At 68.3% G+C, this 24,848-nt stretch carries 24 protein-coding genes and 1 pseudogene; 14 read left to right on the top strand and 11 right to left on the bottom strand.

Features of this window, described 5'->3' with window-relative positions:
- The first annotated feature begins 1 nt into the window (after position 1).
- Together CFB24_RS09645 and CFB24_RS09640 are read left to right on the top strand one after the other, a co-directional pair.
- Complete coding sequence (locus tag CFB24_RS09645) at positions 2-250, top strand: helix-turn-helix domain-containing protein (protein ID WP_088520386.1); 249 nt, start codon at positions 2-4, stop codon at positions 248-250.
- Positions 243-500 carry a hypothetical protein gene (locus CFB24_RS09640; RefSeq protein ID WP_088520385.1) on the top strand — a complete coding sequence of 86 codons (258 nt, stop codon included), beginning with the start codon at positions 243-245 and terminating at the stop codon, positions 498-500. Before CFB24_RS09645 ends, CFB24_RS09640 begins: the two co-directional genes overlap by 8 nt.
- Here CFB24_RS09640 and CFB24_RS24075 read toward each other — a convergent pair whose 3' ends face one another.
- Positions 501-2,219 (bottom strand): phage terminase large subunit family protein, encoded by a 1,719-nt coding sequence (locus tag CFB24_RS24075; RefSeq protein WP_206605451.1) that lies wholly within the window; start codon positions 2,217-2,219, stop codon positions 501-503.
- Positions 2,199-2,654: pseudogene (locus tag CFB24_RS24070) on the bottom strand (ATP-binding protein); the annotation flags it as partial. The pseudogene CFB24_RS24070 and the gene CFB24_RS24075, both read right to left, overlap by 21 nt.
- Before the next feature lie 5 nt (positions 2,655-2,659).
- Here CFB24_RS24070 and CFB24_RS09630 point away from each other — a divergent pair.
- Positions 2,660-3,049, top strand: coding sequence for a hypothetical protein (locus tag CFB24_RS09630; protein WP_088520384.1), 390 nt, complete (start codon positions 2,660-2,662; stop codon positions 3,047-3,049).
- 30 nt (positions 3,050-3,079) lie between these two features.
- Here the strand turns inward: CFB24_RS09630 and CFB24_RS09625 are convergent, their stop codons facing one another.
- The 3 genes from CFB24_RS09625 to CFB24_RS09620 are packed head-to-tail and all read right to left on the bottom strand — an operon-like array spanning position 3,080 to position 5,633.
- Positions 3,080-4,309, bottom strand: coding sequence for a protein kinase domain-containing protein (locus CFB24_RS09625; RefSeq protein ID WP_275936866.1), 1,230 nt, complete (start codon positions 4,307-4,309; stop codon positions 3,080-3,082).
- 1 nt (position 4,310) lies between these two features.
- On the bottom strand, positions 4,311-4,691 hold the full coding sequence (locus CFB24_RS23925) for a protein kinase domain-containing protein (RefSeq protein ID WP_275936865.1): 381 nt from the start codon (positions 4,689-4,691) through the stop codon (positions 4,311-4,313).
- A 3-nt stretch (positions 4,692-4,694) separates the two neighbouring features.
- Positions 4,695-5,633 (bottom strand): protein phosphatase 2C domain-containing protein, encoded by a 939-nt coding sequence (locus CFB24_RS09620; protein WP_088520383.1) that lies wholly within the window; start codon positions 5,631-5,633, stop codon positions 4,695-4,697.
- A gap of 372 nt (positions 5,634-6,005) precedes the next feature.
- Between CFB24_RS09620 and CFB24_RS09615 the strand changes: the two genes are divergently transcribed.
- From CFB24_RS09615 to CFB24_RS09600, 4 genes are read left to right on the top strand one after another with little or no spacing between them, the layout of a single operon-like run.
- On the top strand, positions 6,006-7,469 hold the full coding sequence (locus CFB24_RS09615; protein WP_088520382.1) for a lipopolysaccharide biosynthesis protein: 1,464 nt from the start codon (positions 6,006-6,008) through the stop codon (positions 7,467-7,469).
- The gene (locus CFB24_RS09610; protein ID WP_088520381.1) at positions 7,466-8,629 is read left to right on the top strand and encodes a glycosyltransferase family 4 protein; all 1,164 of its coding nucleotides are present in this window, start codon (positions 7,466-7,468) and stop codon (positions 8,627-8,629) included. Before CFB24_RS09615 ends, CFB24_RS09610 begins: the two co-directional genes overlap by 4 nt.
- Positions 8,623-9,729 (top strand): glycosyltransferase, encoded by a 1,107-nt coding sequence (locus CFB24_RS09605; RefSeq protein ID WP_088520380.1) that lies wholly within the window; start codon positions 8,623-8,625, stop codon positions 9,727-9,729. Before CFB24_RS09610 ends, CFB24_RS09605 begins: the two co-directional genes overlap by 7 nt.
- Positions 9,714-10,682: a glycosyltransferase family 2 protein gene (locus CFB24_RS09600; RefSeq protein WP_158255188.1), complete on the top strand. Its 969-nt coding sequence runs from the start codon at positions 9,714-9,716 to the stop codon at positions 10,680-10,682. The genes CFB24_RS09605 and CFB24_RS09600 overlap by 16 nt, the downstream gene beginning before the upstream one ends.
- A gap of 16 nt (positions 10,683-10,698) precedes the next feature.
- Here the strand turns inward: CFB24_RS09600 and CFB24_RS09595 are convergent, their stop codons facing one another.
- Together CFB24_RS09595 and CFB24_RS09590 are read right to left on the bottom strand one after the other, a co-directional pair.
- Positions 10,699-11,937: an endo-1,4-beta-xylanase gene (locus CFB24_RS09595; RefSeq protein ID WP_088520378.1), complete on the bottom strand. Its 1,239-nt coding sequence runs from the start codon at positions 11,935-11,937 to the stop codon at positions 10,699-10,701.
- Positions 11,934-13,421 carry a glucosamine inositolphosphorylceramide transferase family protein gene (locus CFB24_RS09590; protein WP_088520377.1) on the bottom strand — a complete coding sequence of 496 codons (1,488 nt, stop codon included), beginning with the start codon at positions 13,419-13,421 and terminating at the stop codon, positions 11,934-11,936. The genes CFB24_RS09595 and CFB24_RS09590 overlap by 4 nt, the downstream gene beginning before the upstream one ends.
- A gap of 178 nt (positions 13,422-13,599) precedes the next feature.
- Between CFB24_RS09590 and CFB24_RS09585 the strand changes: the two genes are divergently transcribed.
- Complete coding sequence (locus CFB24_RS09585; RefSeq protein WP_158255187.1) at positions 13,600-15,699, top strand: GumC family protein; 2,100 nt, start codon at positions 13,600-13,602, stop codon at positions 15,697-15,699.
- Between the two features lie 28 nt (positions 15,700-15,727).
- Here the strand turns inward: CFB24_RS09585 and CFB24_RS09580 are convergent, their stop codons facing one another.
- From CFB24_RS09580 to CFB24_RS09565, 4 genes are all read right to left on the bottom strand, one after another.
- A complete protein-coding gene (locus CFB24_RS09580; RefSeq protein WP_088520375.1) occupies positions 15,728-15,988 on the bottom strand; it encodes a hypothetical protein in 261 nt (86 codons plus the stop codon).
- Positions 15,989-16,141: 153 nt separating this feature from the next.
- Complete coding sequence (gene phnE, locus CFB24_RS09575) at positions 16,142-16,978, bottom strand: phosphonate ABC transporter, permease protein PhnE (RefSeq protein ID WP_088520474.1); 837 nt, start codon at positions 16,976-16,978, stop codon at positions 16,142-16,144.
- On the bottom strand, positions 16,975-17,871 hold the full coding sequence (gene phnD / locus CFB24_RS09570) for a phosphate/phosphite/phosphonate ABC transporter substrate-binding protein (protein ID WP_088520374.1): 897 nt from the start codon (positions 17,869-17,871) through the stop codon (positions 16,975-16,977). The genes phnE and phnD overlap by 4 nt, the downstream gene beginning before the upstream one ends.
- Position 17,872: 1 nt before the next feature.
- The gene (locus tag CFB24_RS09565) at positions 17,873-18,679 is read right to left on the bottom strand and encodes a phosphonate ABC transporter ATP-binding protein (RefSeq protein WP_244593151.1); all 807 of its coding nucleotides are present in this window, start codon (positions 18,677-18,679) and stop codon (positions 17,873-17,875) included.
- A 339-nt stretch (positions 18,680-19,018) separates the two neighbouring features.
- Here CFB24_RS09565 and CFB24_RS09560 point away from each other — a divergent pair, with 339 nt between their 5' ends.
- The 6 genes from CFB24_RS09560 (at position 19,019) to CFB24_RS09535 (ending at position 24,736) form a co-directional block, all read left to right on the top strand.
- The gene (locus CFB24_RS09560; RefSeq protein ID WP_088520373.1) at positions 19,019-20,230 is read left to right on the top strand and encodes a Rossmann-like domain-containing protein; all 1,212 of its coding nucleotides are present in this window, start codon (positions 19,019-19,021) and stop codon (positions 20,228-20,230) included.
- Between the two features lie 176 nt (positions 20,231-20,406).
- Positions 20,407-21,432, top strand: a complete 1,026-nt coding sequence (locus tag CFB24_RS09555; protein WP_088520472.1) for a D-alanine--D-alanine ligase family protein — start codon at positions 20,407-20,409, stop codon at positions 21,430-21,432.
- Complete coding sequence (locus CFB24_RS09550; RefSeq protein WP_088520372.1) at positions 21,420-22,502, top strand: ABC transporter substrate-binding protein; 1,083 nt, start codon at positions 21,420-21,422, stop codon at positions 22,500-22,502. Before CFB24_RS09555 ends, CFB24_RS09550 begins: the two co-directional genes overlap by 13 nt.
- Positions 22,493-23,191 carry a GTP-binding protein gene (locus CFB24_RS09545; RefSeq protein ID WP_088520371.1) on the top strand — a complete coding sequence of 233 codons (699 nt, stop codon included), beginning with the start codon at positions 22,493-22,495 and terminating at the stop codon, positions 23,189-23,191. Before CFB24_RS09550 ends, CFB24_RS09545 begins: the two co-directional genes overlap by 10 nt.
- Positions 23,188-24,186, top strand: coding sequence for an ATP-binding cassette domain-containing protein (locus CFB24_RS09540; protein WP_088520370.1), 999 nt, complete (start codon positions 23,188-23,190; stop codon positions 24,184-24,186). The genes CFB24_RS09545 and CFB24_RS09540 overlap by 4 nt, the downstream gene beginning before the upstream one ends.
- 1 nt (position 24,187) lies before the next feature.
- Positions 24,188-24,736 (top strand): NAD(P)H nitroreductase, encoded by a 549-nt coding sequence (locus CFB24_RS09535; protein ID WP_088520369.1) that lies wholly within the window; start codon positions 24,188-24,190, stop codon positions 24,734-24,736.
- The last annotated feature ends 112 nt before the right edge of the window (positions 24,737-24,848 follow it).

Here is a 24,848-nt window from a genome sequence, read left to right as displayed (position 1 = left end):
AATGATCCATGGCGCGCAGATTCGGGCAGCACGGGCGTTGGTCCGCTGGTCGGTTGAGGAATTGGCCAAGAGGGCAAGCGTCGGGGTGATGACCATTCGTCGGGCAGAGGCTGGCGACGGGGTTCCCTCCATGCTGCCGAACAATATGGCCGCGATTCGCGCCGCCCTCGAAGCCGCTGGCGTCGAGTTCATCCCCGAGAACGGCGGCGGTGCTGGCGTTCGCTTGCGAAAGGAAAATCACGATGGATGAGTACAATAAGAACCGCAAAGATATTCATATTTTGAACGGCAAGCTATTCTATAATATTGAAATATTCGGAGACTATTTGGCGCAGCGTGAAAAATACAAATCACACAAGGGACTTGATGCAGTTCATTTCTATCTGGTCTGCAAATACGGTTGGTTGCCCAGCGTGGCCCGGTCGCTTTCATTCGACGACTTGAACTTCTTGCTTGCCGAGGAAATGCACGGTTGGACGCTTCCGCCGGAAGCGCGTTGATCATCGGCTCATCCACGCCGACTTTATGACGCGCGGCTTTGCCGGAACCGCACCTGGCGCGGTCGTCTCGCCCGGCTCTCGCTTCGGCATGTCGGCGAATCGCTTCGCTTCGTCCCCGAGCCGCAACCCTTTGGCGACCAGGCTTTGCAGTGCGGCAAAGGCGTAAACGCGGCAGTCAAGGGCCTCGTTGCGAACGGCGGGGTCCTTGCGCCACTCCATCAGCGCCACGCCCTTGCGATAGGTCCGAATTTGCCGTTCCGCGCCAAGCTGGCGGAAGTAGTCCAGATCACGCGCAAGCGGGAAATGGCAATAGCCCGGGCCGGGATCGATGCCACGCAATCGAGCGACGATGATTTCCTTCGCCGCATCGACGCCGATGATATAGGGCGTGAACGCTTTTTCGCGGACTCTGGGCGGCCGACGCGGCCAAACTGGTATGCCCCTACCTCCCCGCCCCTTGATGGCCCATACAGAGCGCCCTGCGCGCTCTTGAGCGTATCTGTAAACCGTTTGCGTGTGGTGGCCGCCGGAATCGATGCAAGCCGCGCGGACGTGCATTCGGCCGGCGCGGGGGTGCTCGAAGGCGCGCAGCAGCTCGGCGTCAAGCGTCGCCCATAGGTCTGGCTTCGAGGGGTCGCCCCAAATTTCATCGTATTGCAGTGACCAGGATTCCTCGCCGACGCCCCATCCGACGATTTCCAGAGCCAGACGGTCGTTTTGGACGTCAACGCCGGCGGTGATGGTCAAGACGCCTTCCGGCAACGTCTCGCCCCAACCCTCAAGCCGGGAAATGAACGACGCCGCGTCGAGAGCCTCAGCGTCGCGGTCCTCGAAGGGTTCGCCGAGCTTGGTGTTGGTCCAGGGTTTCAGGCGCAGCGGATCGCGCCTGGCGGCGAGGAATTCGACCGCGATTTCGCCCCAGGCCTCAAACGGCGAATACAACGCCGACAGGTGAAAGCCAGCAGCGTCCTTGTTCTCCGGCGCCGTCGCGCGCCATTCGCCAGCGGCCAACATGGCCGGCTTGTCGGCCTCCTCGATGACGCCGCCGCAGACTTCGCAGGCGTAGAACGCCTTCCGAGGCTCGCCCTCCGGCCATTTCACGCCCGCCCACTTCAGCGTCTGGAAGGCCTGGCAATGCGGACAGGGGACGAAGTAGCGGCGCTGGTCGCTTTCGATGAAGGCCTTTTCGATCCGAGAAACGCCCGAATCGGTCGGCGTCGAGATCATGAGGATTTTGCGCCGGCCGCGAAAGGTCACGGTGCGCTGAACGGCGAGGGCGACGGGATCGCCTTCGCCGTCCGCGTCAGCCGGGAAGGCGTCCACTTCGTCCATGACCAGATAGCGGGCCGGAAGCGAACGAAGGCCGGTCGCGCTGTTCGCCCCGGTCATGACCAGGCTTCCGCCGGTGAATTCCTTTTGCGAAAGCGTGTTGCCGGGGTCCTTGGCGCGGGCCGGCGCGATCTTCGATCGCAGCGCAGGCGTCCCCTCGATCAAGGGTTCTATGCGGGTGCGGGAGTTGCGGCGAACCATGTCCAGCGAGGGCCAGACGGTCAGGATGATGCCTGGCGCGTGGGCGATCCAGTAGCCGATGGCGTTCAGGCCGGCCTCTGTCCCGCCGGTCTGCGCGCCCTTCATGAAAACCACGCGCTCAACCGGCGAAGCAATCGAAAGGCAATCCATGATTTCGGCAAGATACGGGAGCGTCGGGATGCCGATCATGTCGTGCCATCGGTCGACGGGGACCTGGCTGGTGATGATGAGCGAGCCCTTGTCGTAGCGGTCTTCGACGATTTCGAGCAGATCGCGCGCCTGTTCGGGCGTGAGGGCTTCCGGCCCCCAGTCGTCCAGAATGAGCAGCTTAGCGCGGGCGATCGAGCGCAACAGCCGTGAGTAGCGCGCATCGCCATGCGCGATCGCCAGATCGGCGAACAGCCTGGGCATGCGGGTGTAGAGAACGGAGATCTTTTCCCGGCAGGCCTTGTGTCCGAGCGCACAGGCCAGCCAACTTTTGCCCAGGCCGGCGGCGCCGGTGATGAGCAGATGGCGCCGCTCGGCGATCCAGTCGCAGGCGCCGAGCTTGAGGAACAGGGAGCGATCCAGCCCGCGCGGGATCTGGTAATTGACGTCCTCCACGCTGGCCTGATGGCGCAGGCGCCACCATGTCGCGGGGCGCACATGCGCGCCATTACGCGCCGCGCCGCCATGCCGCCGCGCCGCGACGCCACCATGTCGCGCCGGCGACAGCGTCGCGGACGCATAAGGGCAAGTCGCGGACGAAGGAGATCGAGCCCGAGAATCCCAAGACGGCGGGCGCGCCGATCGATCCCGGCAAGATGACGCCGAAATCGGGACCGGCCGAGAACACGCTCGTCAACAGGGAAAATCTGGTCAGCCCGCCCCCCGCGCCGCCGTCGAACGCGGGCGCGCCGCCTGCGGGCGCCGTGGCGACCCCGGTCAAAATGTCGCCGGAACCCGCTGCGGGCGCCGCGCCGCCGGCGCCGGCGAACGCCCCTGCCGGTCCGACTCCCGGCGCGGGCGACCTTCACTGATCAAGGCGCCAGCCGCCCCGGCGCCCGGCCTCACTTCAGGCAGGGCGACCCGGCGGCGGCCCCGCTGGACAGCGATTGCAGCGCATCGGTCGCGAGGACGTAATGCGCCGCGATCGCCCGGCCGTAATGCTCCACCGCCTTCTGGGTGTCCTTCGGGCGGCCGCCCCAGCCGAACTGGTCGTAACATCCCAGCCAGAAATAGGCTTTGGCGTTGCCCTGCGCGGCGGCCTTCTCGAACCACAGGCTCGCCTTGTCGAGTTCCTTCCGGCGCTGGTGCAACAGCGCCAGATTGACCTGGGCGTCGGGATAATTCTGCCGCGCCGACTGGTTCAGGGCGTCGAAGGCGGCGTTGACGTCCAATAAGGCGGGCGTATCCAGCAGCAACATGCCGAGCACGAATTGTCCTTCCGCGTCGCCGGCGGCGGCGAGCGTCTTGGCCGGCCCCAGCAACTGCGCCTTCACGCCGTTGGTGACATATTCGAAATCGGACGCGTGAATGGCGCCGGCCGTCGATCCCTTGATGGCGAGGCGCAACTGACTCAGTTCGGCCGAAGGCGCGCGCGCGGCGGCGGGAGAGGCGGGCTTGGGCGCGTCGGCGACATCGGACCCTTTGGCGAAGTAGAAGCCGGCGGCGACACATGCCGCGCCGCCCACCAGCACCGCGCCCTTGGCCACGCCGCCAAGCGCGCTCCAGCCGCGCGAAAAGCGCAGGAAACGGCTCTTGGCGACGTCGATCGCGTCGGACTTCCGCACGGGCTCGGCGTCTTCCGCGCGGGCTTCGATCAGGTGGGTCGCGTTGCGGATGATGCCGGTGGCGTCGGGACGCAGGACCGTCGCCCCCAGCGCGTCGCTGAAGGCGCGCATGGTGGCGAAACGCTGTTCCGGCTTCTTGGCGAGCCCGGTCATGATCGCGGCTTCGAGCGACGGGGTCACGCCGGCGATTCTCGGCACCAGCGGCGCGGGCGTCGCGGCGATCTGCGCCTGGATCAGGTCATATTCCGTATCGGCGGAGAACGGCGGCTTGCCCGCGAGCATTTCATAAAGCACGATGGCCAGCGAATAGACGTCGCTGCGTTCGTCGCCCTCCCCGCCCCGGCATTGCTCGGGCGACATGTAGAGCGGCGTTCCGACGGCCGTGCCGGACCGCGTCAGCCGCACGCTGCCGCGCACGCGCGCAATGCCGAAATCCATGATCTTCACCCGGCCGTCATTGGAGATCATCAGGTTGGCCGGTTTGATGTCGCGATGGATGACGCCCATTTCATGCGCATAGGACAAGGCCGTCGGCGGCCTGTGCGACGATGGCCAGCGCCTCGCGCACGGCCAGGGGCCGGCCGCGCTCGCGCAGCACGTCGTCGAGCGCCTTGCCGCGCACCAGCTCCATCACCAGGTGCATGTCGGCGCCGTCGATGACCGGCGAATACAGCGTGGCGATATTGGGATGATTGAGCAGCGCCAGGCTTTTCGCCTCGCCGCGAAAGCGCGAGACGAAATCGGGATCGCGGGTCAGTTCGGGCCGCAGCGATTTGATCGCCACGGTGCGGTCGATATAGGTGTCGATGGCGACATGGACCGCCCCCATGGCGCCCGAGCCGAGCAATTCAACAATCCGATAATGCCCGATCATCTGATCGTCTGTCATGAATCACTCCAAAGCTTGTCGATCCGGCTCGCCGCGCGATCCCGGCGCGGCGAACGGCTTGGTGGCGGCCTGCGGGTTCTCGGCCGTCTTGTCCGGCGCGGCGATGTGAAAAACGCCGACCGAAATATTGTCATGCCCCCCGGCGGCGTTGGCGGCGTCGATCAGGATGCGGCAGGCGTCCTCGGGAGAGGCGCCGGCGACGGCCGCGCACAAATCCGCATGCGCCACCAACCCGTGCAAGCCGTCCGAACACAGCATGAGGCGGTCGCCGGATTCCAGGCGAAGGCCCTGCTCGAAGATCGAAGGACAAATGTCCTCGCGCGCGCCCAGCGCCTGCAGGATGAAATTGCCGCCCGGAGCTTGAAGGGCCTCGTCCTCCGTCATCAATCCGTCGCGGATGAGCTTGGCGTGCAGGGTCTGGTCGTCGCTGATCTGATGCAGCCGCCCCTCGCGCAGCAGATAGGCGCGGCTGTCGCCGACATGGGCGAGATAAAGCCTGTCGTCGCGGATCAGGATCGCCGTGCATGTCGTGCCCATGCCCTCCGTCTCCGGATGGGTGCGGCCATGCTCGAAAATGGCGCGATTGGCGGCAAGCATCGCGTGTTCAAGCGCGCGCGGCGGCGGGTCCTCCGACGCGTAAACCAGATTGCGCATCAGCTCCACGGCCATGGCGCTCGCGACTTCGCCCGCCGCATGGCCGCCCATGCCATCCGCGACAATGGCCAGCGCGCCCTTGCGCTGTTGCGGCGAACCCGGCTCCGGCACGACATAGACGACGGAATCCTCGTTGGTGTCGCGCACGCGCCCGACATCGGACAGCATCGCCCCCTGCACGCTGAAGTTTTGTCGAGGACCGGCCGGCCCGCCGCTTGAGCCGCCGTTCGCATGGACGTTGGACGGGCGGCGCAGCCGATCAAGCAACGCTTTGGCAAACCGCTTCATGACGCGCCGCCTTTGTCGCGAAGATGGATTTGATCTCAATGATCAAACCAAAATGCGCATTCCTCGAACCTGCAATGATCCATCACAAAAGAGCGCGCGCGTGCGGGCGCCGACGGACAAGGCGAAGCGCCCCGCGGCGAATCATCCGGCCCGGATTCGCGGACCACGGCTTGTTTTCGCTGCGCGCCTCGCCAACAATAGCGTGGCGCCCGACGGCTTATACGCAAATAAACTCCCGATATTAAAGGCGGTTAAGGCTATCTCTTTTTGGGCCCTCGCCGCGTGACCGCCTCGCGCGTAAGATGTAAACGTGACTTTTCGATCCGTTGATCTGATCGCGTCGGCGAACAGGCCGACAACCAGGCCGCCTTGATGTCCGATCATGTTCGGAAGTTGCTTCACAGCACCTTCCTCTACCTTCCAGCCCAGTTCATCCCGCCGGCCGTTCAATTCGCGCTGACGGTGCTCTGGACGCATTTGCTCGACCCCGCCGCGTTCGGCTCCGTCACTTTCGTCATCGCCGCCCAGGAATTCGCCGCCTATCTCGGCCTGAGCGTGTGGTCGCTGTTCGTGCTGCGCTTCCGTCCGCGCTTTATCGGCGCCGACGAAACGCGCTTCCGCGAAATGGACAAACGCATGGCCGTGTCCGCCAGCGCGGTGCAACTGGCGCTGACCCCGCCCATGCTGCTGCTGCTCGGCATGCCCTGCGACGCCCCAACCGTTTGCGCCGCCGCCGCCTATCTGATCACGCGGATGCTGCTGGCCCATTATGGCGACTGGGCGCGCGCCGGCCAAAGCATCGGCGCCTATACCTCCGGTCAGTTGATCGGCGCGCTGGTCGGGGCGGCCCTGTCGGTCGCGGCCATCCGCCAGTTCGGCTCCAATCCCGCCGCAGTGCTCGGGGCGCTGGCGCTGGGCCAGGCGCTGGCCCTGGCCGTCGTCGCGCTGCAGACCGGGGTGCGCTTCGGATTGGGGCGGTTCGACCGCGCCATGTTCCGCGACGTCGCGCGGTTCGGCGGTCCCTCGATCATCGGCGGCGTGGTCGGCTGGGGCGCGGCCAACATCATTCGCGTGCTGGTGCAGACCATAGACGGGCCGGTCGCGCTCGGGCTGATTTCTGCGGGCTGGAGCCTCGGGCAGCGCATCGCCGGCGTGCTGGCCATGCTGCTGACGGCGGCGGCGTTTCCGCTCGCCGTCAAGCATATGGAGAGCGGCGACCGTGCGGGCGCGCTGGCGCAGATTTCGCTCAACGGCCTGCTGCTGTTCGGCGTGCTCGCCCCCGCCACCGTGGGCGCCGCCGCCGTGGCGCAACCCATGGTCACCCTGCTGATCGCCGAAAACTTCCGTGAATCGACCATAGCCATCCTGCCGGTGGCGATCTGCGCCGCCAGCCTGCGCTATCTGCGCATCCACGTCTGCGATCAGGCGATGATCCTGCTGGAGCGGCCCGAACTGTCCATGTTCGTCTCCATCGCGGAGACGGCGATGAATGTCGCGCTGTGCGCGGCCGGGCTTTATGTCGGCGGCCTGCTCGGCGGCGCCCTCGGCATGTTGCTCGGCACCACGATCGCCTGCATCGCCGGCTTCGCCTATTGCTTCGCGCGGCTCGGTCTGCCAGCCCCGGCGCCGTGGACGGCGCTGCGCATCGCAATCGCCTGCCTCGCGATGCATGTCGGGGTGCGCGCGCTTCCCGAGGGCGGCGGCGCGATTTTCCTTGCGGTCGCGGTGCTTGCCGGCGCGCTCATTTACGCCACTGCAATCGTCGCGCTGTTTCCTGACATCCGGGCCTCGCTCATCGCCCGCCTCCACCGACAATCCGAAGCCCCCGCGCAATGACGTCCTCCCTGACCGCCGCCCCGTTCACCCCTTCGGCGCCAGACGCGCAGGCGCGCGCGGAGACCAAAACGGCCGGGCGCATCGGCTTCGTGCATCAGAACGACGTTTTTGGCATGCAGGGCGGCATCGAGCGCTATGTCTCGACCATCCTGTCCTTCGCCGGCGGCCGCGCCGCGCTGGCGAGTCCGCCGGCTTCGCGTGGCGGCGCGCCGCACTTCGCCGCGCCTGTCCGCGGCCCCGAAGCCGCGCCGCAATGGCTGCGCTTTCTGCTCGGCCTGTTCGTCCGCCGCCGGGCGTTCGGGGCGTGGCTGAAGGCTGAGGCGATTGGGGTTTTGGACTATAGCCGGCCCGAATATGCGCTGCTCGCCTGGATGTTTCCGGGCAAGCGCGTCTTCACCATTCACGGCACCGGGCCGGGGCCGGGCCATCGCGCCCATCGCCTGCTGCATGACGCCTGCTGCTTCCTGCTGCCGCTGCTGGCCGACCGCGTGCAGGTGGTCGGCCGCGATCCCTCCGGCCTGCCCAGGCCCGTGCGCGCGCTGCTGGGATCGCGTCTCGTCCATATCGACGCCTGGCACGACGAATGTTTCGCGCCGCGCCCGCTGCCGGCGACGGACGGCGGGCTCAAAGTGTTTTACGCGGGACGGTTGGCGGCGCAGAAGAATCCCGAACTGCTGTTCGAGATTCTGCGCGAGGCGGAGCGGACTGCGCCGGGCGCGTTCGAATTCCATTATTTCGGCTCGGATTATGCGGCGTTCGTGCAGGCGGGACTGGGCGACGCCGTGCATGACCACGGTTTTCTCGGGCCTCAGGCGCTGGCCGAGGCGATCGGCGCCTGCCATTTCGGCCTGCTGTGCTCGGCCTATGGCGAAGGCTCGCCCTATATTCTGATCGAGTCGCTGGCGTGCGGGCGGCCGTTCGTCGTGTCGGCGCTGCCGACGCTTACAGCCGCTTACGAGGGCAAGATCGGCGTGCGCTTCGTGGCGCGGCAGGCGGCGGCGGATTTCGTCGCGGCCATGCTCGATCTGGCCCGGTCCATTCGCGAAGGCGCGCTCGATCCCGACGCCGTGGCGGCGCAGGTGCGCGCGCAGGCGCAATCGCGCGCCGTGCCCGCTTTGCTCGACGCGCTGTCGCGTCTGGAGGCGCCCCGTCCGTGCTGATCTTCGATCTGATTTTGGCGACGCGCCGTCCGGCCATGACCGGCGTCGAGCGTTACGGCGTGAACCTGTTCGAGGCGATGCGCAAGCTGCGGCCGGAAACGATGGCGTTTGTGCGCGACGCCTCGGGCTTCACTGACCGGCGCGGGCTGGTGGAGGTTTCCAGCCTCTATGGCGGCTGGCTCGGCCTGCCGCTGCTGATCCGCCGCCGCGGTCTCGCGCCGGAGGCGGTCATCTGTCCGACCGCGCCGGCCAGCCCGCTGTTTCGCGCCGACAAAACGCCGCTGTGCCGGATCGTGCATGACGTGTTTCCGTGGCGGCGCGACCGGGCGATGCCCTGGAAAGGCCGCCTGTTGTACCGCGACGTCGAGACCCTGATGGCGCGGCGCTATGATCTGCTGCTCGGCACCACCGAGCCGGTGGCCGCCGACCTGCGCGCGCAGATCGGGCGCGACGACATTTCCGCCTGCGGCAATGCGCCGGGCGTCGATCCCGATGGCCCCGAATGCGCGCCGCCCGGCGCGCCGGCAAACTTCATTCTGGCGGTCGGCACGGTCGAGCCGCGCAAGGATTACGGACGGCTGCTGCAACTGGTGGAAAGCGCGGCGGCGGATGCGCCGCCCATCGTGCTGGTCGGCCGTCCCGGCTGGGGCGACATCCTGCCCGAGATCGCGCGGCTCGCGGCGACGCGCCCCGAAAAATTCGTCTGGCTGCGCGATCTTGCGGGCGACGACGGCCTGCGCTGGCTCTACCGCCGCGCCGCCTGTTTCGTGTCGCTGTCGCAGGCCGAGGGTTTTAACATGCCGCTGGTCGAAAGCGCGATGAGCGGGCGGCCCGTGCTGTGCAGCGACATCGCCATCCATCGCGCGGTGGCGCCGCCCTGGGCGCGCTTCGCGGCGGCGTCGGACGGCCCCGACCTGTTGTGGCGCGCCCTGGGCGCGGCGGCGGCGGCGGCGCCATCGGCTGAGGCGGTCGCGGCCTATCGGCGGCTTTACGGCTGGGATCAAATCGCGGCGCGGCTGCTGGAGCTGCTGGGCGCCGGCGCATATTCGGGCCGCGACGCGATCGGCCTTTCGGGAGACGCCTCGTGCTCGTTTCGGTGATCATCACCAACTACAATTATGGCCGCTTTCTTGGCGACGCCATCGATTCCGTTCTGGCGCAAACCCATGGCGATCTCGAATGTCTCGTCGTCGATGACGGCTCGACCGACAATTCGCGCGAGGTGATCGCGGCGCGGCCGCAAGTCCAGGCCATTTTCAGGCGGAACGGCGGACAGGCGCAGGCGTTGAAAACCGGCGTCGAGGCCGCGCGGGGCGAGATCGTCATCAGCCTCGACTCCGACGATTATCTTTATCCCGAGGCCTGCGCCGAAGTGGCGGCGGTGTGGCGGCCCGGCGTGTCCTGCGTCCACTATCGCCTGAGCCTGAACGGCGACCCCGCCCTGCTCTGGCCGTCCGAACCCTTCCTCGACAGCGGCCACGCGGACTTCCTCGCGGCCAACGGCTATTATCCCTCGCCGCCGATGAGCGGCAACGCGTTCGCGCGCGATTACGCCCGCGAACTGCTGGCGCGGGCCGACCATCTCGACGGCGACGGCGTCGACGCCTATCTGCTCTATTCCGCGCCGTTTTTCGGCGCGATGGCCTATGTGGACAAGGCGCTGGGCGTCTATCGCACCCATGGCGGCAATGTCTCGATGACCTCGGGCCGCAAGAGCGTGCGCAATCTCGGCGACCACGCCTATTATCAATATTGGGCGCAGCAGAACGCCCAGCGTTTCGCCCGCGAGAAGGGCGTCGATCTTCCCGTCCGGTCCTATCTCGTCGGCGCCTATCCGTCGCTGTGGATGCTGGTGGCCAGAGACGGCGGCTATGACCGGCTGCCCCTGCCCGCGCAGGGCCGGCTGCTGACCACGCTTGTCGCAATCAGGGGCTTTTTGTTCCAGCCGGGCATGGACGCGCTGCGGCGGCTGAAGAACATCGCCTTTCTGCTGGCGCTGCTGCCGGCGCCGCTGGCCCTGCGCCGCCGCCTCGCGCAACGCTTCATGCTGTGACGCGCGGCGGGCCGTCTCAGTTTCGTCGCACGGCGAGCGAGCGCCCGAGGGCGTCGCGGGCGAGCTTGGGCGCAAGCGCCTGATCGTAGGGCGTGGGGCGCGGACAGGCGAGCTTGCGCCCGCATTGCGTCCATTCGGCGAGATTGGCGAGGTCTTCGCGCAGCCAGGAATAATTGTCCGAGAAATCCCAATTGGTGACCATCACCGTCGCCGGCTGCTCCAGCGCCGCCGCGACGAAGGAACGGAAATAGTCGGCGACCAACTGGTCGCGCGCGGCGACGCCGCTGGCGGCGCAATCGAGCACATCGAGTTCGGTGATGTAGATTTTCACGTCGAGCGCGGCGAGGTCGTCGAGGAATTTGCGGAACGGGCGCCAGTCCGGGCGCAGCGGATTGGCCATCCATTGCGGCATCAGATGCGATTCCAGCCCCACCGCGTCGATGCGGCGTCCCGCCTGTTTCAACTCGGCCACCAGCGCCAGCAGCGCGGGGCGCAGTTTTGGGCCGAACCGGTCGTTCTCGCAATTAGCCTCGTTGAGGAACAGCGCCGTCTCGCCGGCGCAGGACGCGGCGATCTCGAACGCCTTGTGGATATAGCCCGGCGTGCCCTTCGGGCCGGGGTCGAAGGCGTCGAACCACGCGCCCTGGCGCCAGGGCGCGTTTCCGGCCTCAAGGCTCCAGGCCTCGAACGGCTCGTTGACAAGGCCGCACCAGCGCAGCTTCGCCCCCTCGCGGCCTTTGAAATGCCCGAACACGTCGCGCAAATGCTGCTCGAACGCGCCCTGCAGCTGTTCGCGCCAGTTGCGCGGGCGGTCGCGCGCCAGATCGGTGATCCAAGACGGCAGCCAGTCGTTCCAGATCAGCGCGTCGCCGCGCAGATCGGCGCCGAGCCGGTCGGCGAGCGCGGCCATATCGTCCGGCTCGGCCCAGGTCGAATAGAACTTGCCGTCATATTCGCGGCGGCAGGCGATCGACAGCGGATGCAGATTGTCGAATTTCAGGCCGCTGCCGATCACCAGCGTCTTCGGCTTTTCCTTGGCCAGCGCCGCGATGACGGCGGAATCGTAAACCGTCTCGCCTTCCAGATGCGCGCCCCACAGCACGCCGTTTTCGCCCAGCGGCCAGCCGACGCTCGAATGGTAGGGCGGCGCCGTTTCGGAATCGCGGCACCGGTCGTCCGCTCGAGTTGAGGACGCGCCTGCGGCGGCGAGGCCGCCAAGCGCGCAGGCGCCAAAACGCCGTCGGGACAAAGTCATGGCGTATCCTCCTTCGCTGCGCGTTTCGACCGCGCGCCCACCACGTCGATGATCTCGAAGCCCGCCGCCGCATTGAGCGTGTGGACGCCTTCGGCGCGCAGGCCGGGCGGCGGCCCGAGGCGGCGCATCACCGTCTGGCGCAGGCCGCGTTCGTCGAGCCCGTCGATGCGGCACAGCGCGAGTCCGGCGCCATAGCCGCCCGTGCAATCCTGCGCCGGGCGCCACAGCGCGCCGTCGCGTTCGAACACATGGCCGGCGGGCCGCGCCGCGCCGGCGTCGATCAGCGTCGGCCCGTCGCCGCACGGCGTCCATGGCCCGAGCGGCGAGGCGGAGGTGAACAGCGACAGGCAATCCCAGCTCGATCCGCTGTCCTCCGCCATCGTCGCGGTCAACCAGAAACGGGCGTCGCGCGGGAAGAGCGTGGCGTCGGCCAGCGGCTTGTCGAGCGCGATCCGGTCCAGCGTCCAGCGGCTCGGGAAGGGATCGGCGCGGAAAAGTTCGAAGCCGCCGCCCCCCGAGCCTTCCGGCGCCATCCAGATCGCGCCGTCATGGGCGAACACCAGCGGATAGGACAGGTGCCACGGCCGCTCCAGCACGACGCGCGGCGGCGCCGCCGGCCGCCCCGCCGCGTCGAGCGGAAACCAGGAAATCACGCCCTTGCCGGTGGCGTAGGGATATTCCTCGCAAAACACATGGACGCCGCCGTCATGTTCGAAGAAAAACGGATCGGCGAAATAGCGGCGGCGGTCGTCCTCCAGAAAGGTCCAGCCGCCGTCGGGCCAGTCGAGCCGGCTTTGCACGCCGTCGTCCGGCGCGGTCAGCCGGCGCCAGGCGATGCGCCAGTGGCCGTCATGCGCCACAAGTCGGGTCAGGCGCCGCCGCGCCCGCGCCGCCAGCGACGCGCGCAGGAACGATGCGGCGGCGGCGAAGCCCGGCGTCGCCGTTGGCGGCAATGGCGTCGCGGCGCCCTCGCCCGGTCCGCGCCGGGCCAATCGCCGGATCAGCGTGGTCAGTCGCGCGGCGAAAGCTTCGCGGCCGGCGCCGAAACGGTGCGGGTTTTCCAGCGCGATCAGCGCGTCGGCGTGAACGCGGATCGTCTCGCCACAGCGTCGGGCGAGGCCGAGGCGCGGCGCGGCGCGCGACAGCAGCAGCAGGTCGCGGGCGTCGTCGCCCGGCGCGCCGCCGAAGATCGGGAAGAACGCGTCCGGCTCCGGCGCGGCGCGCCCGGTGAGGTCGAACACGAAATCGGCGGCGGCGGCGGGCGGGCGCAGCCAGGGGCCTGGGGCCTCCGGCGTCAGCCGGTCGCCGCACGGCGCGAAAAGCACGCGCTCCAATTGGTCGAGCAGCGCCACGGCGGGCGGCGCGACCGGGCCGGGACGCAGCGCGGCGCCGGCGTCGAGGCCGTCGCGCCTCAAGGTCTCGACCAAATGTTTGTGCCAGCGCAGCAAGCCGTTTTCCGGCAATAGCAACAGCACCGAACTCATCGGCTTCCATCCCTCGCGTCTCGTCCGGCGGGATCATGGCGGATAAGACCTAAGGAAATCCTCGCCCTCCGTCACCAAACGTCACGACGCGACGGGCCTAACCTGATGGTAACCATGTTTGGCCATGGTGGAGCGTCGCTCAATGCGGCGAGTGTCAGTGGCGTTGGAACAGTTTCGCATGAGCAGAGCAGAAGTGGGTTTCGGTTCGCCTCACGCTGGCGGCCTCGGCGCGCCCGAGTCCGGGATGGAGCTTGACGTCGGCGACCTGTTCGGCGCCGTCGCCGCGCGCTGGCGGCTGTTCCCGTTCGCGCTCGCCTTCACCCTCGCGCTCGCCGGCCTGTACATCCTGGCGACGCCCTCGCGCTATGCGGCGACCATGTCGTTTCTGCTCGACACGCGCGAGCATCTGACCAGCGCCCTGACCCCCTCCGTTCCGGCCAACGGCCCGGATTCGCCGCTGGTCGAGAACCAGATGCGGCTGCTGACGTCCAAGCGCGTGCTGCAGCGCGCCTATGAGGACATGAACCTCCAGGACGACCCCGAATTCAGCGGGGCGCCGCGCGCCGGGCTGAAGGCGCTGATCTTCGGCGCTTCAAAACCCGCCGAGCCGTCGATCAACCAGGCGACCGACCTGCTGGGGCGCGCGATCACCGTCAAGCGCGCCGACAAGAGCTATGTCATCGACGTGGAGACGCGGGCCTCCAGCCCCGCCAAGGCCGAGCGCATCGCCGAAGGGCTGGCCTCGGCCTTTCTGGCGACACAGGCGCAGTTCAGCGCCAATGTGGCGAACACCGAGCGCAAATGGATCGACGGGCGGCTCGACGATCTGCGCCAACGCCTCAAACAGGCGGAGGCGCGGCTGCAGGCCTATCGCGAGAGCAAGTCGCTGGCGCTGGCCGACGGGATGACGCCCTCCGAACAGCAGATGAAGACCGCCAACGCTTCGCTGATCGAAGCGCGCGGCAAGCGCATGGAGGCGGAAGCCCGGCTGGCACAGATCGACGCCGCCGCCAAGGCCGGGACCGAGGCCGGCGCCCCGGAAACGTCGCGCGAGGCGCTGCGCTCGCCCCTGCTCGACAAATTACTGGCCGATCACGCCGCGCTGGCCAGCGCAACCGTCGCCATGCAGGCCACGCTGGGGCCGCGCCACCCCGCGATTGTCGCCAACCAGTCGCAACTCACCGCGCAACGCGCCCAGATCGACCGGGAAATCCGCCACATCCGCGACGTGCAGCGCGGCAATGTGCTGGCGGCGCGCAAGGCGGAACAGGCGGCCGAAGCCAATGTCGCCGCTCTGTCCAAAACCATCGCCGACGGCGGGGCGACGCGCCAGGAGCTGAGCGATCTGGACCGGCAGACCGTCGTGCTGCGCGACAATTACGAAAAGGCCCTGGCCGCGCGCGAGAACAATCAGGCCGAAGCGGTGTTCTCGCCCAATCCCGTGCTGATCAGCCAGCCGCTGGCCCAGGCCGCGCCGGTCAGTCCCAAGGCCCTGCCCGCTTTGATCATCGCCATCGTCGGCGCGCTCAATTTGTGGGTCGGCGGCGCCTTGGGCCTCGAATTTCTGGCGCGGCGCGGGGCGAGGCGCAAGGCCCGCTCCTCGTCGGCGCCCGCGCCCGCGCCGCGCGCGACGGCGGCGGGCGTTGTGACGAATTTGGCGACGGAGGCCGTCGCCCTGCCCCCGTTCGACGCCGCGCGCGACGCGGAGCCGGACCCGGAGGGCGACGCCGGAATCTTTCAACGCGCCCTGCGCGCCGCGGATGCGCCGGACTCGGGCTATTATCAGGCGGTGGCGCGGCTGCGCCAGACGTTGCGCGCCCCGCGCGCGGCCGACGCGCCGCCGCCGCTGTTCGCCGTGACCGCCGAGGAGGAAGGCGCCGGCGCCACCACGCTGGCGCTGTGTCTCGCGTTGCTCGGCTGTGAAAACGGCGAGCGCGTTCTGGTGATCGACGGCAATGCGCGACGCCCGACGCTGTCGGCCCTGCTGCCCTATTTGCGGCCGGTCGGACCGGAGGACGGCCGCTGCCTGAGCATGTTCGCCGCCTGTGACGGCGAGGACGGCGAGGGGCGCGTTCTGCTGGGCCGGTTCAACGCCGGCGACCGCTTGCCGCTTCAGGCCGGCCCCGGCGCGCGGCTCGACCTGATCCTGCTCGATTGCGGCGCGGACGCCCGCCCGCCCGCCGCGCTGCGACCGGCGCTGACGGGATTCATCGAAATCGACCGCGACGGCGCCGCGCGGGTGCGGCGCGCGCAACGGGCGATCCCTGCCGCCGCCTGAGTTCGGGCCCCTGCGGCCCGGCGCCAGATCAGATCGGGCGCGCCCGCGCGCCGTTCGGCCGGCTGTCGCTTTCGCGGCAGCACTGCACCGCCGCAAGGGCGAATTCCACCAGTGAGATTTTCGAGAGATCGCCGGTCGTCTGCGCCTCCAGCAGCGCGAAATTCAATTCGATTTCCGCTCTGAACAAATGTCCGGCCAGGGAATCCACATCCGGGTTCGCGACGGCTTCGGAAAGGCTAAGCTCGGCGGCGAAGGTCTTGTTTTGTTCCGGGTCAAACACCGCCGTCATACTCCTATCTCCTTCCACTCAAACAAATTGGCCGCTCTATGCCGGAGCGTGGAAATAATATCGGCATATACTTGATACTATGACGGGTTCAATCCGGTCAATGGGGTAAATTTTACTGTTAAGCTCACGCTTGCCGAAGCAAAAACACCCCCTCTACTTCCGCTCCGGGCGCGCGTGCAGCAGGCTTCGCCGCAACGCCGCGCCGAAAAAGTTCACCGAGGTGACCAGAGCGAGCAGGACCAGGATCAGCGCCGACGCCTCGCGATATTCGAACAGGTGGAAGGCGGTGACGATTTCGAGGCCGAACCCGCCGGCGCCGACGAGGCCGAGCGTGGTCGCCGCGCGCAGATTGTGCTCAAGGCGATAGATCAGCGCATCGGCGAGGCGCGGCAGCGCCTGCGGCAGTTGCGCGTAGCGGAATACGGCGAGCTTCGAGGCGCCTTGCGCGCGCAGCGCGGCGCCGGGGCCTGGCTCGACATGCTCCAGCGCCTCGAAGAACAATTTGCCCAACATGCCCGTGGAATGGGCGCCCAGCGCCAGCACGCCCGGCAACGGGCCGAACCCCACCGCCGCCACGAAGATCACGCCCCAGATCAGGCCCGGCAACGACCGGACCGCGCCGAGGGCGAAGCGCACGATTTCGTTGAGCCAGACCGGCGCGCCGGCGTTGCGCGCCGCCAGGGCGGACAGCGGCAGCGCCAGCGCGGCGCCGAGCGCCGTGCCGGCGATTCCGGTGGCGAGCGTCTCCAGCAGCGGCCGCCCCCATTCGCGCCAGCGCGAAAAATCGGGCGGCGTCGAGTCTTGCGCCAGTTGCGCCAGCGTGCGCAGGGCGTCGGCGTAACGCGAAAACTCCAGCGCGCCGGCATAGGCGAAGGCGGCGAACGCCGCCGCCGCCGCGAGGGCGCCGGCCGTGAGCCGCCGCCGTTGCAGGCGGCGCCAGTCGCCCGCGAGCGCGTCATAGGGAGAAGGCTGCGCGGCGCCCAAGATCATGGCGCCGGCGTCCACGCGGTCTGCGCGCTCACCGTCTGGATCGCCGCGATCCAGTTTCGCACGCGGTCGACATCGGCGTCCACGGCGGGAATGAAGGCTTCGGCGCGGAACACGCCGAGCGCCGCCGGATCCTTGATCTCAAGGAACGCCTTGCGCACGTCCTCCTTGAAGGCGGGATCGAGCCCGGCGCGAAACGTCCAGATATATTCGGGGATGGGCGGGGAGTCCTGAAGCACCCGCACCTTGGCCGGATCGATCTTGCCCTCCTTGATCAGCCGGTTGAGGATCGGCTTGGACAGGCCGCCCGCCGCGACCTTGCCATTGGCCACCGCCAGCGCGACGGCGTCATGCGCGCCGAGCACGCGCAGCGTATAGTCGCGGCCGGAGATCAGGCCCTCGTGCAGCAATTGCCAGCGCGGCGCCCAGGTGCCGGAGGTCGAGGCCGGATCGCCGAAGGCGATTTCGCCGCCCTTGAGATCGGCGAGGCTTTGCGCCTTGCTGGCGGCGGGAACGATGATCGTCGCCTGGAAGGTCGGGCCGACCCCGGCGTGGCTCGGCCGCGCGAACGGTTCGAGGCCGGCGTGCTGCGATTGCAGAATGTAGGTGACCGGGCCGAGATAGGCGATGTCGAGGCGGCCGAAGCGCAGCGCCTCGGAAGTCGCTGCGTAATTGGCGCCGACCACCACCTCCACCGGCATTTTGAGCCGCGCCTCCAGATAGGCGCGCAGCGGTTCGTTAAGCCGCATCACCGTGGGCGCGGATTCCGTCGGCAGCAGGCCGATGACCAGTTTTTGCGGACGCGCGGCGTCCGGCGCCGCCGGTTGCGCCAGCGCGGGTCCGGCGAGCGCGGCCGCCAGCGCCGCGCAGGCGAGGCGGCGGGAGAAGTTCAGCATGTCAGACTCCTTGATTGAGATGGGAATGGGCGGCGAACACCGTCGCCTCCGTGGCGGCGTCAAAAGCGTGGGCGGGCCCGTCGAACAGCACGCGGCCGTCGTTGAGGCCGACGATGCGGTCGGCGAGCGCGCGGGCCAGCGCGATCTGGTGCAGCACCAGCACGACGGTCACGCCATCGCGCACGGCCAGCGCGCGCAGATCGTCGCAGAGGCGGCGCGCCAGCGGCGGGTCGAGCGAGGAGAACGGCTCGTCGCCCAGCAGCAGGCGCGGCCCGCGCGCCAGCGCCCGGGCGACGCCCACGCGCTGGCGCTCGCCGCCGGAAAAATTGTCCACCCGCTCGAAGGCGCGGTCGAGCAGGCCGACATCCGCAAGCGCCCTGGCCGCCGCCTCGCGCGCGAAACGCGGCCAGGGCCAGGGCGACAGCGGGTGGCGCGTGTCGGCGAAGGCGAGCAGGACATTATCCAGCGCGCTCAGGCGCCCGATCAGGGCATGGTCCTGAAAGATGGTGGCGGCGCGTTGGCGCAGCGCGGCCCAGGACTCCGCGCTGCGCAACGCCCCCAGCTGCTCCGACGCCACCATTCCGCAGCTCGGCTCGACCAGTCCGTTGAGCACATTGAGCAGCGTCGTCTTGCCGGCGCCGGAGGGGCCGACCACCGCCGTCACCGCCCCCGCGGCGAAAGCGGCGGACACCTGCCGCAGGATCGCCCGCCCGCCCCGCGTCACGCTCAGGCCGTCCACGCGCAGCGCGGGCGCCGCGGGCGCGACAGGAATGAACGATACGGGAGCGGCGAGATGCAGCATCGACATGAGGTCTCCACGCCGAATCCGCCAGGACGTGCGGATTCGATCCTTCGAGGACGGCTCATGCCGGGATCGGTCGCGCGGCGGGGCCGGCGACGGCGCCTGGACCAGCGGCCAGGCCTGTTCAGCTTTGCAGGATCGGCGCCAAAACGGCGCGCGAGCGAAAGCAGGGACTCGCCGCGACCGCCCCTTCCGAAAATGTACAATCTCGCAAGAACGACGTTCGCGTACGAACTCTTGGCCGAGGCGCCGAAGCGGCAAAAGCGCTGATCTTCAGGCGTTTGCCCCATGTTCTGGCGTTGGCCTGGGGTTTGCTGTAGTTCAGTTACATATTCTGGACAGCCCATGCTCGAAACATCTCGCCGCCCCCAACAGACCGCCGCGCCGAACCCCGCGCCCAACTGGCTGCGCCCCGGCGTGGTGGTGCACGACCCCTCCGTGATCGTCGACCGCCTCATCGTCGATTTCGCCGCCGAACTGCGCACGCGCGGTTTTGTCACGCGCGGTTTCGCGCGGCAGGCGGCGGTTGTGATCGGCGAGGCGCCGCTCTCGGTCGATCTCGCCACCGGCAAGACGTTCGTCGAAACGCCGCTGGCGGCGGAGGCGCATCTGGCGCGGGCGATCCGCGACGGCGCCGATCTGTTCGCGGTCGGCCGCTTCCCCGGCTGCACCGACGCGGCGCGCGCCTCGAAACTGCCGGTGGGCGCGGGCGCCGGGCGCGGCCTGCCGCTGCTGACCACCATCGCCGGCGGCGCCATCCACCATTGGCACCAGTTCGTGCGCCACGAAGGCTCGATGATCGCCCCCAACCGCCGCGCTTTGTGGGAATGGTGGGGCGCCGACCGGCTTTATGACGATCTCGCGCTTGGCGTGGCGGAGGTGGAGACGCGCCGCATCGTCTGCGGCCCGCGCTGGATTCTGGTCGAGGGGCCGCACGGCGCCGGCCTCGCCTATCTGCCGCGCCATCCGCGCGACTTGCTGCCGCGCCTGCCGGAGCTTTCCAAACTCTCGCTGCGCGCGCTGGCGCAGCTGTGCCAGTCGTGGAACCCGCTCGAAGCGGCGCTGGGCGTCGCCGCGCTGAACGCCTTTTACAACCGCGCCGATCTCGACGGCGCCTCCGGCAATGGCGTGCGCGGCTTTCGCGGCGCGCCGGGGCCGGTGGTGGTGGTCGGGGCGTTTCCCGGCGTCGATTCCATCCTGCCGCACTGCGCCATCATCGAGACCGACCCGCGCCCCGGCGAATATCCGGTGGCGGCGATGGAATCGCTGCTGCCCGGCTGCGGCGGCGCCATCGTCAATTCCTCGGCGCTGATCAACCGCAACCTGACCCGTATCCTGCGCCTCGCGCGGCATCGCCCGGTCGCGCTGATCGGCCCCTCGACGCCGCTGACCCCGCGCCTGCACGATTACGGCCTCGCCGTGCTCGGCGGCTTCGTCGCCCGCGACGTCGACGGGCTGGCGCAGGCGGTGCGCGGCGGCGCCACGCCGAAAGATTTCGCCCGCTACGGGCGCTACATCCATCTTCGCGAGCCTGAGGCGGCGCCCGAAAAGCGCTGACTGCTCGCCCCGACGCCCCGGCGTCCGACACGGCATGAGCCGTTCCCCTGGCAATCGCCGCACCCGTTGCGGCGAGAGGATACCGTCATGCCTTCAGATCCGCTCGTCCACGCCCGCATCGTCCCGCCCAACCCGACGCCTGCGCCGCGCCGCGACCGCGCGTGAAGGAAGCCGCGATGACCGACCTGACGCAAAAACTGCTGCGGCCCGCCAATCCCCAGGCGACGCGCATCCTGTTCCTGGCTCGCTCCGCGCCGATGGCGCCGGATTACGCCGTGGCCAGCTATCCCGGCGACGGCGGCTACCCCGCCTATTACCACCGCATCTTTCACGCCCTGCGCGATCTCGGCTATGGCGTGACCACCTCCAACCAATGCCGCGCGCTGCTGACCGAGGCCCAGGACGCCGATCTCGTCTTTTCGCTCTACAACCGCATGGCCATCGACAATCCCGAAGTGTTCGTCGCCGCCACCTGCGAATTTCTGCATCTGCCGATGATCGGCGCCAAGCCGAACATTCGCGCCCTCGCCGAAGACAAGTGGATGACCAAGCATTTCGTCCGCTCGCTGGGGCTGCCGGTCAGCGAGGGCGCGATTTTTTCGCGCGCCGAGGATTTCGCGGCGCCGCCCTTCGCCGGACCCTATTTTGTGAAAAACCGGTTTGGCGCGGCCTCCGAGGGCGTGTCCGAGGATTCGATTCAGGACGATTGGGCCGGCGCGAAAAAAGCCGCCGAAAAGCTTTTCGCACGCGGCATGGCTGTGCTGGTGGAGCGTTATGCGCCGGGCGTGGACGTGACCCTGCCGGTGATCGGCGCCGACGATCCCGTGATCCTCGATCTTGTGCGGCCCTGCTCCGACCGCGCCGGCGAGATCATCACCGAGGATTTGAAGCGCGACGACCCGCTCGGCTATGCGCTCTACGACGCCGGCGCGCATTACGGCGCCTTCGCCGAGGACGCGCGCAAACTGTGGGCGGCGGCGGGGCCGATCGACTATCTGCGGCTCGATTACCGTTTCGACGAGAAAACGGGACGGCGGGTGTTCCTCGAATTCAACATCTGCTGCCACATCGGGCGCAGCGGGGCCATCTGCCTCGCCGCATCGCGCAAGGGCCTGACCCAGGCCGACCTGCTCGGCCATATCGTCGAATATTCGCTGCGCCGGCACTGGCGCGCCGTGGAGACGCGCAAATGGGTGCGATGATTTCGATCCCGCTGGCGACGACGCGGCCGCCGCGCGCCTTTGGCGACGCCGCCGCGCCCCGCGCCGTGGCGCGCGGCTGGGATTTTCTCGGCTCCTGCCCCGCGCCGTTGCGGATGCGGATGCGCGACGAACTCGCCGATCTGCTGCGCGAACGCCAGTTCAAGGGCGCCGAGCGGCTGAAATGCTGCATGCCCATGGGCCATGGCGGGCGCACGCCGATGGAGCGGCTGCGCTACATCCGCGACATCGAGGATTTTCCCAAACTGCTGGCGTCGAGCGAGCATGGCAACGCGTTCAACCGCGCGTTTCACGCCCGCCACGTCGAGACCGGGGCTTTTGTGGCGCCGCAGCCTTCCGGCTTCGCCGACGCGTTTGAACAGGCCGGTCTGATCGACCCCAAGGGTTGGATGGGCGTTTACGCCGTCGCGCCTTTCGTGCTGCTGGTGGACCGGGCGCGGTTGGGATCGCGAAAAATTCCGCAAAGCTGGGCTGATCTCGCCGATCCCGTCTATCGCGGCGAGATCGCTCTGTCCGGCTGGCGTCCCGACGGCGCGCGGCATTGGCGGGCGTTCAACCAGTTCTTTCTCGTCGCCATCGCCCGCCTGCTCGGCGACCGGCTGTTGCGCGCCATGCTGGACAATCTGGCGGGGCTGACCCATTCGGCGCAAATGCCCCGGCTGGCGGGCACGCCCAATTCGCTGGCCGCGATCTATGTTCTGCCGTGGTCGCTGGCCGACCTGTGCCCGCGCCGCGACCGCGCCGAAGTGGTGTGGCCGCGCGAGGGCGCGCTGGCCTTCCCGCTCTGGCTGACGGCGCAAGCCGCGCACCGCGAACGGCTCACGCCTTTGGCCGATTATTTCTTCGCGCCCGCGACCGCGCGCTGGCTCGATCACAACCGCTACCCCTCGCTGGCGCCGGGCGCCGCCGGGCTGCCGGATCAGGCGCGGCTGGCCTGGCCGGGGTGGGACTTTTTGCGCGCCCGCAGCGCCGCCGCCGAGATCAAGCGCCTGTGCGCGCTGTTCCACGCCGCGACCGAGCGCCTCGACATGGGAGAGGTTTCATGCGCGTGATCACCGTCGCCGGTCCGCCCTCGGTCGGAAAAACCTCGCTGATCGTGAAGACCGCCAAAACCCTGCGCGAAGCGGGGCAGAAGCTGGCGGTGGTCAAGTTCGACTGCCTCTCCACCGACGACGACCTGCTCTATCGCCGCGCCGGCGTGCCCGTCGCGGCGGGGCTGGCGGGGTCGGTGTGCCCCGACCATTATTTCGTCTCCAACATCGACGATTGCCTGCAATGGGCCGAGGGCTTGGGCGCCGACCTGCTGATCGCGGAAAGCGCCGGCCTGTGCAACCGCTGTTCGCCGCATGTGCAGGGCGCGCTGGCGGTGTGCGTGGTGGACAATCTGTCGGGCGTGCATACGCCGAAGAAAATTGGGCCGATGCTGAAAATGGCCGATGTGGTGGCGATCACCAAGGGCGACATCGTCTCGCAGGCCGAGCGCGAAGTATTCGCCCACAATGTCTGGCGGGCCAACCCGCAGGCGCAGATCGTCGCCTTCAATGGGCTGACCGGGCAAGGTTCGGGCGAGCTGGCGTTCCACATGCGCGGCGCCCCCGATCTCGACACTTTGGAGGGGCGGCGGCTGCGGTTTCCGATGCCCTCGGCGATCTGCTCCTATTGCATCGGCGAGACCTGCATCGGCGAGAACCACCAGCGCGGCAATGTGCGCAAGATGCGCTTTCCCGAGGCGGCGGCATGAGCGCGCATCCGCTGTCGCTGCGGCTTGATGAGGCGCAGCGGCTCAACCCCGCCTTCGCCGCGCTGATCGGCCCGACGCCGAAACCCGATCTGTCGCTGGCCGAATGGCTTGCAACCCTCGGCTCCGACGATCTCGACCGGCTGAAGTTTTCGCGGGTCGAATTGGAGGCGCATTTGCGCGCGCTGGTGATGCAGGCGGACTCTTTGCGCGCGCCAGTCGTCGGCGTTCATTCGCTGCGCATTCTCGGCGGCCGCGACAAGAACGGCCGCGCGGAACAGCTCGATCTGGAGCTGCGGCCCGGCGCGATCGTCAGCGTGGTCGGGCCGACCGGATCGGGCAAAAGCCGTCTGCTCGGCGACATCGAATGTCTGGCGCAGGGCGACACGCCGTCCGGGCGGCGCATCCTGATCGACGGCGAAATTCCCGAGCCGGCGCGGCGCTGGGCGGCGAGCGGCAAGCTGGTGGCGCAACTGTCGCAGAACATGAATTTCGTGGTCGATCTCACCGTCGGCGATTTCGTCGAAATGCACGCGGAATGTCGCGCCATCGACGACCCGGAACAGGCGGCGGCGCAGGTGATCGCCTGCGCCAACGAGCTGGCGGGCGAAAAATTTTCGGCGACGACCTCGCTGACGCAACTTTCGGGCGGGCAGAGCCGCGCGCTGATGATCGCCGACGTCGCCCTGCTCTCCTCCTCGCCCATCGTGCTGATCGACGAGATCGAGAACGCCGGCATTAACCGGCGCCAGGCGCTTGACCTGCTGGTGGCCAGCGACAAGATCGTGCTGATATCGACCCATGATCCGATTCTCGCGCTTTACGCGCATCGGCGCATCGTGATCGCCGCCGGCGCCGTGTCCGAGGTGATCGAGACGACCGAGGCCGAGCGCGCGCATCTCGCCACATTGGAGCGTTACGACCGTCTCATGAGCGAATTGCGCGAACAGCTGCGCCATGGCGCGCGGCTGGACGCCCTGCCCTCTTTCGGGATTTGAAATGGACGCCTTAAAACTTCTGCTGACCCGCCAGTCGATGCACGCCTTGCAGGAGCCTGGACCCGACGCCGAGCAATTGGACGTGATCTTGCGCGCGGCGCTTCGCGTCCCGGATTTTCTCAATCTGAAGCCGTTCGCGTTTCTGATCGCCGAAGGCGAGGGCCGCGAACGGCTGGGCGCGCTGATGCGGCAGGCGGCGCAGGCCTCCGGGCGCCCGCAGGAAGACATCGAGCGGGCGCCGAAAATGCCGCTACGCGCGCCGCTGGTGATCGTGGTGGCGGCGCGGGCGCGGGAGAGCAAGCTGGCGCCGCTGTTCGACCAGCAGTTGGCCGCCGGCTGCGCCGTGATGGCGATGCAGATGGCGGCGTTCGCGCAAGGGTTCGCGGGCGTGTGGCGCTCGGGCTGGCCGATGCATGACGACAATCTTCCGGGTCTGCTCGGCCTGGGGCCGCGCGACCGCATCGTCGGGTTCCTTTATGTTGGAACCGCCGCCAAGCCCTATCCGCCGCTGCCGAACCCAGATCCTGCGGAATTTGTCCGGCGTCTGTGAGGTCGGGACGAATCTGTTCCCTCTCCCCGCAACGAAGTCGGCTGTCGCCGACTTCGTCACTTGGGATGCGCAAATCGGGAACACCCGATTTGCGTTCGGGGAGAGGGAGTTA

This window comes from Rhodoblastus acidophilus (assembly GCF_900187365.1).
GTDB lineage: Bacteria > Pseudomonadota > Alphaproteobacteria > Rhizobiales > Beijerinckiaceae > Rhodoblastus > Rhodoblastus acidophilus.
Note: the sequence above shows the minus strand (reverse complement) of the source record. Positions and strands in the feature narration are given on the sequence as shown.

What these genes read in the sequence shown, in the direction of transcription:
- phnD (WP_088520374.1), bottom strand. Translation starts at nt 17,871, where the DNA reads ATGCTGAACTTCTCCCGCCGCCTCGCCTGCGCGGCGCTGGCGGCCGCG.
- CFB24_RS23925 (WP_275936865.1), bottom strand. Translation starts at nt 4,691, where the DNA reads ATGACAGACGATCAGATGATCGGGCATTATCGGATTGTTGAATTGCTC.
- CFB24_RS09590 (WP_088520377.1), bottom strand. Translation starts at nt 13,421, where the DNA reads ATGAGTTCGGTGCTGTTGCTATTGCCGGAAAACGGCTTGCTGCGCTGG.
- CFB24_RS09550 (WP_088520372.1), top strand. Translation starts at nt 21,420, where the DNA reads ATGGGTGCGATGATTTCGATCCCGCTGGCGACGACGCGGCCGCCGCGC.
- CFB24_RS09560 (WP_088520373.1), top strand. Translation starts at nt 19,019, where the DNA reads ATGCTCGAAACATCTCGCCGCCCCCAACAGACCGCCGCGCCGAACCCC.
- CFB24_RS09580 (WP_088520375.1), bottom strand. Translation starts at nt 15,988, where the DNA reads ATGACGGCGGTGTTTGACCCGGAACAAAACAAGACCTTCGCCGCCGAG.
- CFB24_RS09535 (WP_088520369.1), top strand. Translation starts at nt 24,188, where the DNA reads ATGGACGCCTTAAAACTTCTGCTGACCCGCCAGTCGATGCACGCCTTG.
- CFB24_RS09555 (WP_088520472.1), top strand. Translation starts at nt 20,407, where the DNA reads ATGACCGACCTGACGCAAAAACTGCTGCGGCCCGCCAATCCCCAGGCG.
- CFB24_RS09595 (WP_088520378.1), bottom strand. Translation starts at nt 11,937, where the DNA reads ATGACTTTGTCCCGACGGCGTTTTGGCGCCTGCGCGCTTGGCGGCCTC.
- CFB24_RS09645 (WP_088520386.1), top strand. Translation starts at nt 2, where the DNA reads ATGATCCATGGCGCGCAGATTCGGGCAGCACGGGCGTTGGTCCGCTGG.
- CFB24_RS09585 (WP_158255187.1), top strand. Translation starts at nt 13,600, where the DNA reads ATGAGCAGAGCAGAAGTGGGTTTCGGTTCGCCTCACGCTGGCGGCCTC.
- CFB24_RS09625 (WP_275936866.1), bottom strand. Translation starts at nt 4,309, where the DNA reads ATGGGCGTCATCCATCGCGACATCAAACCGGCCAACCTGATGATCTCC.
- CFB24_RS09620 (WP_088520383.1), bottom strand. Translation starts at nt 5,633, where the DNA reads ATGAAGCGGTTTGCCAAAGCGTTGCTTGATCGGCTGCGCCGCCCGTCC.
- CFB24_RS09630 (WP_088520384.1), top strand. Translation starts at nt 2,660, where the DNA reads ATGTCGCGGGGCGCACATGCGCGCCATTACGCGCCGCGCCGCCATGCC.
- CFB24_RS09610 (WP_088520381.1), top strand. Translation starts at nt 7,466, where the DNA reads ATGACGTCCTCCCTGACCGCCGCCCCGTTCACCCCTTCGGCGCCAGAC.
- CFB24_RS09565 (WP_244593151.1), bottom strand. Translation starts at nt 18,679, where the DNA reads ATGTCGATGCTGCATCTCGCCGCTCCCGTATCGTTCATTCCTGTCGCG.
- CFB24_RS09540 (WP_088520370.1), top strand. Translation starts at nt 23,188, where the DNA reads ATGAGCGCGCATCCGCTGTCGCTGCGGCTTGATGAGGCGCAGCGGCTC.
- CFB24_RS24075 (WP_206605451.1), bottom strand. Translation starts at nt 2,219, where the DNA reads ATGATCGGCATCCCGACGCTCCCGTATCTTGCCGAAATCATGGATTGC.
- CFB24_RS09615 (WP_088520382.1), top strand. Translation starts at nt 6,006, where the DNA reads ATGTCCGATCATGTTCGGAAGTTGCTTCACAGCACCTTCCTCTACCTT.
- CFB24_RS09545 (WP_088520371.1), top strand. Translation starts at nt 22,493, where the DNA reads ATGCGCGTGATCACCGTCGCCGGTCCGCCCTCGGTCGGAAAAACCTCG.
- phnE (WP_088520474.1), bottom strand. Translation starts at nt 16,978, where the DNA reads ATGATCTTGGGCGCCGCGCAGCCTTCTCCCTATGACGCGCTCGCGGGC.
- CFB24_RS09640 (WP_088520385.1), top strand. Translation starts at nt 243, where the DNA reads ATGGATGAGTACAATAAGAACCGCAAAGATATTCATATTTTGAACGGC.